We start from the raw sequence: 13687 nt of genomic DNA, 5'->3' as shown, positions 1-13687 counted from the left end.
AAAAATGCCATAAACATTGGGTATTGATGGAATTGAATTATATTTGCACCCGCTTTGAACAAAAGCGTTTTCTGAAAGAATTAATAATCAGGGTCGGGCACCCTACAAATTAATGTGATATGCCAGTAAAGATTAGACTTCAAAGACACGGTAAAAAAGGTAAACCTTTCTATTGGGTTGTTGCCGCCGATTCAAGATCAAAAAGAGACGGGAAATTTTTGGAAAAGTTGGGAACCTACAATCCCAATACCAATCCAGCTACTATCAATCTTGATGTGGATGGTTCTGTAAAATGGTTGCAAAACGGAGCACAGCCTACCGATACCGCCAGAGCTATCCTTTCGTACAAAGGAGTAATGCTCAAGCACCACTTGTTGGGAGGAGTAAGAAAAGGAGCTTTGACCGAAGAGCAGGTGGAAAAAAAGTTCAGCACATGGTTGGCTGACAAAGAAAAAGGCATCCAAGCAAAAGTTGACGGTTTGGACAAAGCCAAGGCAGATGCCAAAGCAAAAGCGTTGGAAGCTGAAAAGGAAATCAGTGACAAGCGTGCCGCAGCTGCACTTCCAGAAGTAGAGGAGGAGGCTGTTGAGGAAGCTACAGAAGCAACCGCTGAAGCTGAAGAAACAGCAGAAGTAACGACCGAGGAAACTGCTGTGGAAGAAGCTGCCCCAGCAGAGGAGGCTCCTGCGACGGAAGCTTCCGCTGAAGAAGAATAAATACGACACTATGCGCAAGGAAGAATGTTTCTACCTGGGCAAAGTAGTTTCAAAATATAGTTTTAAGGGTGAGGTGTTGGTAAAGCTCGACACTGATGAGCCTGAGATTTACGAGAATATGGAATCAGTATTTGTTTCAATTGGAAACAATCTGATTCCTTTTTTTATTGATAAATGCCGCCTTCATAAATCTGCATTGCTCCGAATTGATTTTGAAGAAGTAAAAGATGAAGCCTCCGCGGATAAACTGATTGGCGCGGAACTTTACCTGCCGCTTGACTTACTTCCAGCCTTATCAGGGGATAGATTCTATTTTCATGAGGTCATCGGCTTTACTATGATAGATGTGGTCCACGGAAATATCGGGGTAATCCAGTCTGTGAACGACCATACTTCCCAAGAACTTTTCGAAGTGGAAAAAGAGGGCAAACAACTTTTGATTCCCATTTCGGATGATATTATCAAAACTGTGGATCGCAAAAAGAAGGAAATCCATGTACAGACCCCTGAAGGTCTTGTGGACCTATACCTTAGGGACTGATGTCAAAACCATTTCATTTCAAACAATTTACCATTCACCAAGACCGATGTGCCATGAAGATTGGCACTGACGGGGTTTTGTTGGGTGCATGGACCTCTTTGGAGCACAACCCCAACAGCATTTTGGATATAGGAGCTGGTACCGGGTTGATTGCTTTGCAAATGGCGCAAAGATCAGGTGCTGAGGTTATAGATGCCATTGAAATTGAGGAAGATGCTTACGAGCAATGCGTTGAAAATTTTGAAGCTTCACTTTGGTCCGATAGGCTTTTTTGCTACCATGCTGGTCTCGACGAATTTGTGGAGGAGCTGGAAGAAAAATACGATTTGATTGTATCCAACCCGCCCTTCTATAGCGAAGAAGTATCGAGTGGAGATGTTTCAAGGGATAAAGCTCGTCAAAGCAGTGCCTTGCCTTTTGATGAACTTTTAGAAGGGGTTTCGAACTTACTTTCTCCCAATGGCAGGTTCACGGTTATTATTCCTTTTAAGGAAGAGGAGGGATTTGTTATATCGGCTCAGGAACATATGCTCCATTTGAAAAGGATAACCCGAGTAAAGGGGAATTCAAAAAGTGAGATCAAACGAGTTTTAATGGAATTCTGCTTTGAAAAATCCACAGTAAAGGAAGATAAATTGACCATAGAAAAGGAGCGACATCAATACACGGAACAATACGTAGCACTTACCCGAGATTTCTATTTAAAAATGTAACAATGGCTTCTTGTATTGTTATATTTCCTTGCTACCTTTGGTCAAAACAGTTTGCCCGATGAAGCCCGATTTGTTTGAAGCCCCCGATTATTACAATTTGGATGATTTACTTTCCGAGGAACATAAATTGGTAAGAGATGCTGCCCGACAATGGGTGAAGCGTGACATTTCTCCCATAATTGAGGAATACGCCCAAAAAGCGGAATTTCCAAAGCAAATCATCGGTGGTTTGGCAGAGATTGGGGCTTTTGGACCCTATATTCCTGAAGAATATGGTGGAGCTGGACTAGATCAGATCAGCTATGGTTTGATCATGCAGGAAATTGAACGAGGGGATAGTGGTGTACGTTCCACAGCCTCTGTCCAATCTTCCTTAGTGATGTATCCCATTTTCGCCTACGGCACAGAAGAACAACGAAAAAAATACTTGCCCAAATTAGCCACTGGCGAATGGATGGGCTGCTTTGGATTGACCGAGCCCAATCATGGTTCCAATCCTGGGGGAATGGAAACCAAATACAAGGATATGGGGGACCACTACTTGTTGAATGGAGCCAAACTCTGGATTTCAAACTCGCCCTTTGCAGATGTTGCCGTGGTCTGGGCAAAAAATGAGGAAGGTCGCATCCATGGACTGATTGTGGAAAGGGGAATGGAAGGTTTTTCTACCCCGGAGACCCACAACAAATGGTCTCTTCGTGCTTCTGCGACGGGAGAACTGATCTTTGACAATGTAAAAGTGCCAAAGGATAATTTGTTGCCGAATAAATCTGGGTTAGGAGCACCATTAGGTTGTTTGGATTCTGCCCGCTATGGGATAGCTTGGGGTGCCGTTGGTGCTGCCATGGATTGCTATGACACCGCACTGCGTTATGCCAAGGAGCGTATTCAGTTTGGCAAACCCATTGCTGCTTTTCAATTACAACAAAAGAAATTGGCCGAAATGATTACCGAAATCACCAAGGCCCAATTGTTGGCTTTCCGTTTGGGGCAGTTAAAAAATGAAGGTAAGGCTACCACCGCTCAAATCTCCATGGCTAAACGAAACAATGTGGAAATTGCAATCAAAATTGCCCGCGAAGCACGTCAGATATTGGGTGGAATGGGAATTACTGGAGATTACAGCATCATGCGCCACATGATGAATCTGGAAAGTGTGATTACCTACGAGGGCACCCATGACATCCACCTGCTGATTACCGGGGCCGATATTACTGGGCATCCAGCTTTTAAATAGAAAAAGAATTAGACTTCAACCTTTTCAATACTGACCTTTATTGATTTGCTGATAGGAGTTTGGCTTCGGTCCGCAAAGTGATTGTAAGGCACCAACACATTGGTTTCCGGATAATAAGCAGCCATATTGCCTTTTGGAATGTCATAGGGAATGACCAAAAAATTAAATGCTTTCCGTTCTATATTGTCATAGTTACTTCGAATATGTACCACGTCCATTTTATCCAACCCCTTGGACTTCATGTCCATCTCATTCATAAATAGTACTCTTCGCTCGTTATAAACACCGCGATACCGGTCGTCCATTCCATAAATTGTGGTATTGAATTGATCATGGGAGCGAATCGTCATCAACATGAGTTCATCCGACTTTAAATCGTGCTCGGGAAGTTGATTAATGGTAATCTGGGCCTTTCCATTGGGCAAGTTGCTAAAATCCAGTTCCCTTGCATTGTTGGGAAGGTAGTAGCCCGTTCCTTTTGACCGTTTTTCGGTCTCATCGAAACCTTTGGCAATCTTATCGATGTATTCTCGAATCATTGAATAATCCGAACCCAGTTTTTCCCAGGGTACAGAATGATTGCCATTAAAATAGGTATTGGCAATTTCAGCGATAATTTCAGGTTCACTTTTCAAGTTTCCATAAGTTGGCTTCAGAAATCCTTTGGACCATCGCACCTTTCCCATACTGTTTTCAGTAGTAATAAACTGTTCCTTTCCATTTTGTTGGTCTTTTTCCGACCGACCAAGGGTCGGAAGAATCAATGCAGTTTTTCCTGTGACCAGATGGGACCGGTTCAACTTCGTGCTTATTTGAACGGTCAATTCACAATTTTGAATCGCTTCGGCGGTATATTCAGTATCAGAGGCTGCCATTAAGAAATTACCGCCCAAACAAATAAAAACTTTGGCATTGCCCTCATGCATGGCATGGATGGATTCCACAGTATCGTAACCTTGTTTTGTGGGAGCCTTAAAACCAAAATGCGCTTCAATCTTCTCATTTAAGGTGTTGTTCACATAGTGGTGTATGCCCACACTACGGTCCCCTTGAACATTGCTGTGTCCGCGAACAGGGCAGGTGCCTGCATTGGGTTTTCCAATAGCACCCTTTAACAAGAGTAGGTTTACAAATTCGCGGATATTCTCCACACCGTTTTTATGTTGGGTAAGCCCCATGGCCCAACAAATAATGATTTTGGATTTTTTGGCCAATAAGGCGGTGGTAGTTTTGACAAGACTTTCATCGACCCCGCTTTGTTCGAGCAATTGTTCTTCATCATATTGTTCCAAATCGGCCGCAAGCTTTTGGTAGCCTTCGGTATATTGCTCTATAAAACGATGATCAAAAACACCTCCATTACTTTCTTCGTCTAAGCGCAATAATTTTTTTAACAACAGCTTCACCAAGGCAATATCTTGATTGATATTCACTTGTAAATGAATGTCAGCAAGGGCTACTGCATTACCCAACCAGCCCTTTACCTTTTGGGGGTTTTTAAAGGAAACAAGACCTGCTTCCTTTAAGGGATTAATGCTAATGATCTTTCCCCCATTCTTTTTACATTTCTCTAAAGCGGATAGCATCCTGGGATGGTTGGTCCCAGGGTTCTGCCCAGCAATAATCACTACTTCGGCATCATAGAAGTCCTCCAATTTCACAGAACCTTTACCAATTCCCAGAGTTTCGCTTAGGGCTACACCACTACTTTCATGGCACATATTTGAGCAATCGGGCATATTGTTGGTGCCCAATGCCCTTGCAAACATGCCATACAGAAAAGCTGCTTCATTGCTGGACCGGCCTGATGTATAAAAGATAGCTTCATCAGGCGAATTTATTTTTCTGAGCTCGGAGGCAATCAGTTGATAGGCGTTGTCCCACGAAATAGTCTCATAGTGCTTGCTTTCCACATTCAGCACAAGAGGTTCCGTCAGCCTGCCATGTTTATTTAGCTCGTAATCGGAAAGAAGGGAGAGTTCCTCCACAGAATGTTTCTTAAAAAAATCAGCGCCAACATTTTCGGTGGTAGCTTCATCGGCCAATGCTTTGGCCCCATTCTCACAATATTCTGCTCCAGGTTTTGGTTTTTCTGGGTCTGGCCATGCACAGCTTGGGCAATCAAATCCATTCTTTTGGTTCATTTTTAACAGCCCCTTTAAGCCTTTTACAGCCCCCATTTCTTTAAAAGTATGTCTTAGGGCTTGTTGTACGGAGGGAGAACCTCCGGCGTAAGCCATAGGTTCTTTGATCTCCACATTTTCAGAAAATGTCTGCGGCCCAGTGATGGATATGTTTCGTTTTACTGCTTTTGACATTTTACTTCTATTCTTGATTAAATTGCTGCTTTCGGATTGGGGTAATTATCAGATTGGTCTTCCATAGTGTCATCAAGACACACAAAATCTTTTTCCAACAAAAGAGAAAGTACGGTGCCGTCTTCAAGTGTTATTTCATTCTGGAAGCCCACAAGCTCGTTGGTATACCAGTCTCTAGCAAGATGGGAGGGAACCTTCAAGGTGATATTGCCATTTTCAAAACCGGCAGACAGGGCCTTAATGTCATCATGTTGGATAACCTGATACAGCAATTCGTTTTCGGGAAAACGCGTATGGGCCACTACCTTTCCGGTTTCGCAAAACTGCTTTACTTCAGATTGCGTAAGTCGGTATCGAACAAAATTATCTTTGATGCGTATTTTCATGTCTTGGGGATAATGAGCATATAAGTTACAATGAAAAACAAGATTAGGGAAGTTGACCACAGTTTTTTCTGCTTACACATCATTTCTTTTCGTGCGGAAGGTCAAACAGGTACTTTTACTATGTAATAAATCAGAAAGTAATTTTTTTCATTTTCATATAGTGTTCTCGTAAAAGGGTCCTTTCCTCACAGATAGGGCTCTTTTTAATTTTGGACGTCTGCGTTTGATTTTTTGCTTTCCTTCACCTTCAAAAGTCTTTTGCTTGTTTTCATATCAGCGTACCGGGGGTCTGGGATATAGTCTTCCTTCTGCATTTTTATGACCTCAATACTCAAAAAACCAAATTCTTCCACCACCTTTCCATAAAATCGATAAATGCCTTTGCCACGGAAGTAGTATTTGGCAGCCACGGGAGGAAACAATACCGTATCGAAAACCTCTCCATGTTGGTCGACCAATGTGGCAAAGTGCATACGCTTACCAGTATGTGTACTTGTATTTTTTACAGTTACCAGATAACCGTAAATATCAATGTGTTTGTTCAGATAACGCTGTAGATCCCGTTGGCCATTGGAATTTTTAGGAGCTTCGGCCAGCAGTTCAAAAGGACTGTACAAACAAAACCCCAAAAGCTCCAATTCTTCAAAAGCAGTTTCCAAAGCTGTGGTATGCAATTCGGGAATCTGGAATTTTCGATATCTCGGCGGAAATAGCTTCGGATGTTCCAAGCGGTCATTTTTAGATAGCATTAAATGGGTTTTCCAAAGTAGTTCGTGCTTATTGATGCCCGTAAATCGAAATGCATCGATACGGATCAAAATGGAAAGTTGCTCCACTGAAATAAGAACACGGTCCAAAAAATCTTCTAAGGAAATGAAATCGCCATTCTTCAACCGCTCCGTTACAATCCGTTCCATGACCCTGTTTTCAAGATCTCGTAGGTACATCATTCCTAAAAAAATGTGTTTGCCTCGGATGCAGTTGACAATAACGCTATTGTTGATGCAGGGAGGGTGTATGGTGGCTCCCATCATTCGGGCATCATGAATATAAAATTCTGAACGGTAAAAACCACCCCCGTTATTGAGCACGGCCACCATATATTCCAACGGGAAATAGGCTCGCAAAAACAAACTTTGATAGCTCTCCACAGCGTAAGAGGCAGAGTGTCCCTTGGCAAAGGCATAACCAGCAAAACTGGCTACTTGGTTCCAAATTTCAAAAATCAAGACATCGGCATACCCCTTTTTTCGGCAATTGGAAATAAACTTGTCCTTTACCTTCTGAAATTCTTCCCGCGACCTGAATTTACCACTCATTCCTCTTCGAAGTACATCGGCTTCACCTAAATCAAGATCGGCAAAATGGTGGGCTACTTTGATTACATCTTCCTGATACACCATCACCCCATAGGTGTCGGGCATAATGTCCAACATAACAGGATGTGCTTTTTCCTCTGCACGACCTTGGTTCCTATGTCTTAAAATATATTCTCGCATCATGCCGCTTTTGGCCACGCCTGGACGAATGATAGAACTTGCAGCGACCAACCCCAAATAAGTGTCGACCTCCAATTTTTTGAGCAACATTCGCATGGCAGGTGACTCCACATAAAAACACCCCATACATTGTGCGGTTTTGATGAGGTTGTTGATGGTGATATCCTCTTTAAAACCTTTGATGTCATGAATATCAACCTCTTTAAACCTTTCAGGTTGATTGTAGGCAAGAATTTCCAAGGCCTCTTTTATTTTTCCCAATCCTCGTTGACCTAGAATGTCAAACTTGTATAGCCCGACATCCTCGGCAATCACCATGTCATATTGCGTGGTGGGGAATCCCTTTGGGGGAAGGTGGGTGGCAGAAAACCAATGCAGCGGTTTTTCACTGATCAAAATACCCCCCGCATGAATGCTCAAGTAATTGGGTTTGTCCTTAAGGAGCTTCCCATATTTAAGGACAAGTTTCGACATACCGTCCAATTGATCGGGATGGTATCGGCCTTTGGTCAGAAAGTCAATTTCTTGGGGAGGAAGTCCAAAAACTTTGCCCAATTCCCGAATCACGCCACGCTCTTTAAAGGTCACATAAGTTCCCAAAAGCGCTACATGCTCAAAGCGCTCAAAAATATACTGGGTCATGGCAGGGCGATCCTTCCATGAAAAATCAATATCAAAGTCAGGAGGGTTGGCCCGATACAGATTAATGAAACGTTCAAAATAGAGGTCTAGTTCCATGGGGTCTACATCGGTGATACGAAGCAGATAGGCCACAATGCTATTGGCGCCACTACCTCGACCTACATAATAAAAACCTCTTCGGTGTGCTTCGGAAACAATGTCCCAATTGATTAAAAAATAGGAAACAAACCCCATCTTTTTAATGAGCTTTAACTCTTTGTCCAATCGATTTTTGATGGAAGCATCAATTTTTTCATAGCGGTATGGAAGCCCTTCATAGCACAATTTTTCAATTAATTTTTCATCTTCTTCAACACTTCCCAAATAGCTTTTCAGGTTTTGGGGCTTTCTGCCCCTTGAAAAATCAAAATGGATACTACATTGGTTCAGGAGCCTCTCTGTGTTTTCCAGAATAAAGGGGTATTCTGAAAAAGCGGCTGCCAAATTATGTACGGGATACATTTTTTCATCCTCGTTGGCTTCCTCTTCGTTGGGAAGTTTGCTCAAGAGTACATTGTTGTCGATTGCCCTGAGCAATCGATGTGCGTTAAAATCTTGTTTGTTCCTAAAAGTGACCGGTTGTTGTACCACCAATTTGTCGCGCAATTTCATCAATCCCGAAAAAGGAAGTCTCCGGAGCTCGTTTATGGAAATGCCAATGAATTCATTTTCCTGAAAAGCTTGGTGCTCGTTTAAGAGGACTTGTTCGAAGGGATAGACCACAAAAGCATTTTGAAAATGAGGGGCTTGTTTGGGAATTTCAAGTTCTTGGTGGAGATGGTGTGATAAAAAATCATTGAGTTCCAAATACCCTTCGTTGTTTTTTGCAATGCTTAAAAATCGAGGTTGGACTCCATTTCGGAAATCAATGCCAAGTATGGGCCGAACATTGTATTCGGGAGCTTTCCGAACAAAATTGAGACAGGCCGAGGTGTTGTTGATGTCCGTCAAGACCAATTGGGTCACATGGTTCTGCTGGGCCAATTGCAACAGCTCCTTTTCGGAAAAGGTTCCGAAGCGCATGCTATAATATGTGTGACAATTCAGATAGATAGTAGAAGCTAGATGTTAGAGGTTAGATGTCATTGGTTTAAGGTGTTTGTCAATTGTATACTAACCGTATTTCACGTTCGTCGGATATCTGGCAGTATAGCGGTCTCATATCTATTTATTGTTTTCGATGTGCCAAAACCACAGGAGGCTGCCGGTTGAAGGGGTTGTGCATTCTGCCAATCGTCTTGGCTCCCATGGCCGAAGCTCGAAAAATACTACGGTCTCCAAAACGGTTGCGAACCCTGTCCATGGCACTGTAAAGGTTCAAGGTCTCCTCGGTATCTTCAAATAGATTTATCTGATAATTGCCCGACACCAAATGACTGAAACGAATGCCCACTAATCGCACCAGCATCCGTTTGCTGTACAACCCCCGGAAGAGCTCCAAAATTTTGGGAATCAATATATGGTCGGCACTAGTGTAGGGAATCCGCAATTGTTTGGAATAGGTATTGAAATCGGAGTACCGAATTTTTACTGCAATACAGGCTGTAAGTTTATCACCCCGCCGCAGTTGGTATGCCAGATTTTCGGTCATGGCGATGAGGATGCCTTTGAGTTTGTTCACATCTATGGTATCGCGGTCAAAGGTGCGTTCCGTTGATATCGATTTTCGGTCATGGAAGGGGATTACCGGGGTATTGTCAATGCCATTGGCCCGTTTCCAAATCATTGTGCCATTGGCCCCCAATACCCGCTGCATGATGTCGATGGGCATTTCCTGTATGGTCTGTACTTTTCGTATACCCAGATTTCTAAGGATTTGATAGGTTTTATCGCCCACCATGGGAATTTTTTTGATGGACAATGGAGCCAAAAAAGGTTTTTCCTGTCCGAAATCTATTTTGAGCTGATTGTTGGGTTTGGCCTCATTTGTGGCCACTTTGGATACTACCTTGTTGACTGATAGCCCAAAAGAAATGGGTAGCCCTGTCTCCCGGATAATCTTTCGCCGCATTTCGGAGGCATACCGATAGCAGCCAAAAAAGCGGTCCATTCCCGATAGATCGGCATAGAATTCATCAATACTTGATTTTTCGAACAGAGGTACATGTTCTTTGATGATTTCGGTGACCACATCGGAATATTTGCTATATGTCCCTGCATTGCCCCGAATCACTACTGCCTCAGGGCAAAGTTCCTTGGCCATTTTCATGGGCATGCCCGAATGTACCCCAAAACCACGGGTTTCATAACTACAAGCAGCTACTACGCCACGATCGCTCGTGCCCCCAACCAATAGGGGTTTGCTCTTAAGTTCTGTGTTGATGATCCGTTCCACAGAAACATAAAATGTATCCAAATCTAGATGTAGAATGGTCTTTTTCATTGTTTAGTTGAGAGGGAAGGCTAATTTATGGAATAATTCCTAAAAAATGGATTAAATCCATAAAAAGAAACACAATGAGAGTTATCTGTTATTTATCAAAAAAACCTTTATATCTTTGAACCGTTGTGTTGGATTTCAATTTATGATGAATTGAAATCAGGTTGAGCACCAAAGGTGCGAACCAATGAAAGGCTTTCCATTTGGAAGGCTTTTTTTGTTGGACTACACTTGAAACATGGTATGAATCACGTGATGGACCAGTGAAGCTGCTAATTTTGAGGTTTGGTTGTCGATATCGTACTTCGGATTCATTTCCGCAACGTCCATGCTGATCAATTTTCTAGAATTGATGATAGTTTTCAAACATTCTTGCACGATATAGGGAGTAAAGCCCACGGGCGAGGGAGCACTTACCCCAGGAGCATAGGCAGAGGAGAAGCCATCTAAATCAATAGTAACATATACATGGTCCACATTTTGAATGAATGCATTGATCCAGGTATTGATTTCATTCAAAAATGGCATTTGAAAGGTTTCAGAGAGTACATAGTTGGCCTCCAAATCCTTTGCGGCTTGAAAAAGAAGGCGGTCATTGGCATCTTTCCGGATACCGAGACACAGATATTCAAATCTTCTATTTTCCTCCTTGCACTGCATGGCAATTTGATAAAAAGGTGTCCCAGAATTTCCTTTGCCCATGTTTTTTCGAAGGTCGAAGTGAGCATCAAAATTTATGATGCCAATGGTATGCTTTTTATTTTTTGAGCTTACATAATTATGTATGCCCTGATAATGGCCATAAGCTACATCATGACTTCCTCCCAAAATTATGGGAAACTGTTTTTTCTGTAAGAGCGAAGTAATGGCTTGGGCTAGGGTATCTTGTGCTGATTCCATGTCCCCATCGACACAAACAATATCGCCAATATCATATAAAAGCACATTTTCCGAAAGATGATTGGGGAGTTTACCAAAAGAGCTTTTAATGCTTTTGGGGCCATTTACAGTTCCGACCCGACCCTGATTGCGGCGTACCCCTTCGTCACAGGCATATCCTAAAAGGGCAATGGACTTTTGCGGGGTCCACGTAATCTCATCAAGCGGGATGCATTGTATTTTTTCATGCAGGTAGAGTTGTTCATCGGAGGTTCTTCCGGTCCAAATTTTTGCATTGGGAGAAGCGTAATTTTTCATTCTGAGTCAAAAAGATTATCAAGAATTTCACTATCCACAAGATGGGGTAAAGTTACATTTAGATTGGGGGTTCGTTCCATTTCACGTTTAATGGCAAACAAGGCCTCTTCGTTTCGAGCCCAACTTCTTCGAGATATGCCATTGTTGACATCATAGAAGAGCATATTCTTTAATCGGGCGGATGCCTCATCAGAACCATCGAGTACCATGCCAAACCCGCCATTGATGACTTCTCCCCAACCTACACCACCACCATTGTGAATGGAGACCCAGGTCGCCCCTCGAAAACTATCCCCTATCACATTGTGAATGGCCATGTCGGCCGTAAATTGGCTTCCATCATAAATGTTGCTGGTCTCCCTAAAGGGAGAGTCGGTACCACTGACATCGTGATGGTCCCTTCCCAAAACAATAGGTGCCCCAATTTCACCACTTGCAATGGCTTGGTTAAAGGCTTCTGCAATCTTTGTGCGCCCTTCCGCATCGGCATAAAGAATTCTGGCCTGGGAACCCACAACCAATTGGTTTTGCTCGGCTTCTTGAATCCATTTAATATTGTCCTGCATCTGTTGCTGAATTTCCGACGGGGCCTTAGACTTGATGTCTTGCATCACCTCCAAAGCCAGGGCATCGGTTTTCTGCAAATCCTTGGGATTTCCGGAAGTGCAAACCCATCGAAAAGGACCAAATCCGTAGTCGAAGCACATAGGTCCCAAAATATCTTGAACGTAGGAAGGATAGCGGAAACGTATGCCATCTTCAGCAAAAACCTCTCCACCCGCACGAGACACTTCGAGCAAGAAGGCATTTCCATAATCGAAAAAATAAGTGCCTCTTGCAGCATGTTCGTTGATAGTATTGATTTGTCTCCGAAGGGATTCTTGTACTTTTTCCTTAAAGGCCGAAGGATTTTCAACCATAAGCAGGTTGGACTCTTCAAAACTCAATCCAACCGGATAATAACCACCTGCCCATGGATTGTGCAAAGAAGTTTGGTCAGAGCCCAGATGCACAAAGATATTTTCTGTATAAAACCGTTCCCAAACATCCACTACATTACCGATATATGCTAGGGAAACAACCTCATTATCATTGATGGCCTTTTGGGTTCGTTGAACTAAATCATCCAAATGGGTGTAAAGCTCATCGACCCAACCCTGATCGTGTCTTTTTTTTGCTGCTTCGGGATTAACCTCGGCACATACCGTGATACAACTGGCAATATTCCCGGCCTTTGGTTGTGCACCGCTCATACCCCCCAAACCTGCTGTCAAGAACACTTTCCCCTTTGGGGAACCCCCTTCTTTCAAAACCTTTCGGAAGGCGTTCATTACGGTAATAGCTGTTCCGTGTACAATGCCTTGTGGACCAATATACATATAGGAACCTGCCGTCATCTGCCCGTATTGGGTCACGCCCAATGCATTGTATTTTTCCCAATCGTCCGGTTTGGAATAATTGGGTATCATCATCCCGTTGGTGACTACCACTCTCGGAGCATCTTTTGATGAAGGGAACAATCCCATGGGATGGCCCGAATACATATGCAGGGTTTGTTCGTCTGTCATTTCGGCCAAATACTTCATCGTCAATAGGTATTGCGCCCAGTTTTGAAATACCGCACCATTGCCTCCGTAAGTAATGAGTTCTTCAGGATGCTGTGCAACGGCCGGATCGAGATTGTTTTGAATCATCAACATAATGGCTGCGGCATGTTGGGTCTTGGCCGGATATTCTGAAACCGGACGGGCGTACATTTCGTAATCCGGCTTAAACCGATGCATATAAATACGTCCATAGGTTTTTAATTCTTCGGCAAACTCTATGGCCAATTCTTGATGCCAATCCTTGGGAAAATATCTGAGTGCATTTTGAACGCTCAGTTTTTTTTCAGATGCGGAAAGAATGTCCTTTCGCTTTGGCGCTGGATTTCCACCTTGGGGATATTCCCTCCTGGAAGGAAGCTTTTTAGGGATTCCTTGGAGTATCTGTGCGTGAAGATTGGCAGTTGTGTTCATT

General features: G+C 43.1%; 10 protein-coding genes. 4 read left to right on the top strand and 6 right to left on the bottom strand.

What is annotated here, in order from left to right; genetic code table 11:
* The first annotated feature begins 119 nt into the window (after positions 1-119).
* Genes EW142_RS10920 through EW142_RS10905 form a run of 4 tightly spaced genes read left to right on the top strand, consistent with a single transcriptional unit; the run spans position 120 to position 3207 of the window.
* The gene (locus tag EW142_RS10920) at positions 120-716 is read left to right on the top strand and encodes a 30S ribosomal protein S16 (RefSeq protein ID WP_130613778.1); all 597 of its coding nucleotides are present in this window, start codon (positions 120-122) and stop codon (positions 714-716) included.
* 10 nt (positions 717-726) lie between these two features.
* Positions 727-1257 carry a ribosome maturation factor RimM gene (rimM, locus tag EW142_RS10915; RefSeq protein ID WP_130613776.1) on the top strand — a complete coding sequence of 177 codons (531 nt, stop codon included), beginning with the start codon at positions 727-729 and terminating at the stop codon, positions 1255-1257.
* Positions 1257-1970, top strand: coding sequence for a tRNA1(Val) (adenine(37)-N6)-methyltransferase (locus EW142_RS10910; RefSeq protein ID WP_130613774.1), 714 nt, complete (start codon positions 1257-1259; stop codon positions 1968-1970). Before rimM ends, EW142_RS10910 begins: the two co-directional genes overlap by 1 nt.
* A 58-nt stretch (positions 1971-2028) precedes the next feature.
* On the top strand, positions 2029-3207 hold the full coding sequence (locus EW142_RS10905) for an acyl-CoA dehydrogenase family protein (RefSeq protein WP_130613772.1): 1179 nt from the start codon (positions 2029-2031) through the stop codon (positions 3205-3207).
* A gap of 8 nt (positions 3208-3215) precedes the next feature.
* Here EW142_RS10905 and EW142_RS10900 read toward each other — a convergent pair whose 3' ends face one another.
* The 6 genes from EW142_RS10900 to EW142_RS10875 all read right to left on the bottom strand — a co-directional run bounded on the left by EW142_RS10900 (position 3216) and on the right by EW142_RS10875 (position 13686).
* A complete protein-coding gene (locus tag EW142_RS10900) occupies positions 3216-5525 on the bottom strand; it encodes an FdhF/YdeP family oxidoreductase (protein ID WP_130613770.1) in 2310 nt (769 codons plus the stop codon).
* A gap of 17 nt (positions 5526-5542) precedes the next feature.
* Positions 5543-5911, bottom strand: a complete 369-nt coding sequence (locus EW142_RS10895; protein ID WP_130613768.1) for a DUF7009 family protein — start codon at positions 5909-5911, stop codon at positions 5543-5545.
* Positions 5912-6114: 203 nt separating this feature from the next.
* Complete coding sequence (locus tag EW142_RS10890) at positions 6115-9144, bottom strand: DNA polymerase III subunit alpha (RefSeq protein WP_130613766.1); 3030 nt, start codon at positions 9142-9144, stop codon at positions 6115-6117.
* Positions 9145-9259: 115 nt separating this feature from the next.
* Positions 9260-10474 (bottom strand): DNA polymerase IV, encoded by a 1215-nt coding sequence (gene dinB / locus EW142_RS10885; protein WP_130613764.1) that lies wholly within the window; start codon positions 10472-10474, stop codon positions 9260-9262.
* Positions 10475-10696: 222 nt separating this feature from the next.
* Positions 10697-11668: a formimidoylglutamase gene (hutG, locus tag EW142_RS10880; protein WP_130613762.1), complete on the bottom strand. Its 972-nt coding sequence runs from the start codon at positions 11666-11668 to the stop codon at positions 10697-10699.
* On the bottom strand, positions 11665-13686 hold the full coding sequence (locus EW142_RS10875) for a urocanate hydratase (RefSeq protein WP_130613761.1): 2022 nt from the start codon (positions 13684-13686) through the stop codon (positions 11665-11667). Before EW142_RS10875 ends, hutG begins: the two co-directional genes overlap by 4 nt.
* Position 13687: the final 1 nt, after the last annotated feature.

It is taken from the genome of Flagellimonas allohymeniacidonis, from assembly GCF_004296335.1.
Lineage (GTDB): Bacteria > Bacteroidota > Bacteroidia > Flavobacteriales > Flavobacteriaceae > Flagellimonas > Flagellimonas allohymeniacidonis.
Note: the sequence above shows the minus strand (reverse complement) of the source record. Positions and strands in the feature narration are given on the sequence as shown.

Coding starts and splice junctions, on each gene's coding strand:
- EW142_RS10920 (WP_130613778.1), top strand. CDS start 120: ATGCCAGTAAAGATTAGACTTCAAAGACACGGTAAAAAAGGTAAACCT.
- rimM (WP_130613776.1), top strand. CDS start 727: ATGCGCAAGGAAGAATGTTTCTACCTGGGCAAAGTAGTTTCAAAATAT.
- EW142_RS10910 (WP_130613774.1), top strand. CDS start 1,257: ATGTCAAAACCATTTCATTTCAAACAATTTACCATTCACCAAGACCGA.
- EW142_RS10905 (WP_130613772.1), top strand. CDS start 2,029: ATGAAGCCCGATTTGTTTGAAGCCCCCGATTATTACAATTTGGATGAT.
- EW142_RS10900 (WP_130613770.1), bottom strand. CDS start 5,525: ATGTCAAAAGCAGTAAAACGAAACATATCCATCACTGGGCCGCAGACA.
- EW142_RS10895 (WP_130613768.1), bottom strand. CDS start 5,911: ATGAAAATACGCATCAAAGATAATTTTGTTCGATACCGACTTACGCAA.
- dinB (WP_130613764.1), bottom strand. CDS start 10,474: ATGAAAAAGACCATTCTACATCTAGATTTGGATACATTTTATGTTTCT.
- hutG (WP_130613762.1), bottom strand. CDS start 11,668: ATGAAAAATTACGCTTCTCCCAATGCAAAAATTTGGACCGGAAGAACC.
- EW142_RS10875 (WP_130613761.1), bottom strand. CDS start 13,686: ATGAACACAACTGCCAATCTTCACGCACAGATACTCCAAGGAATCCCT.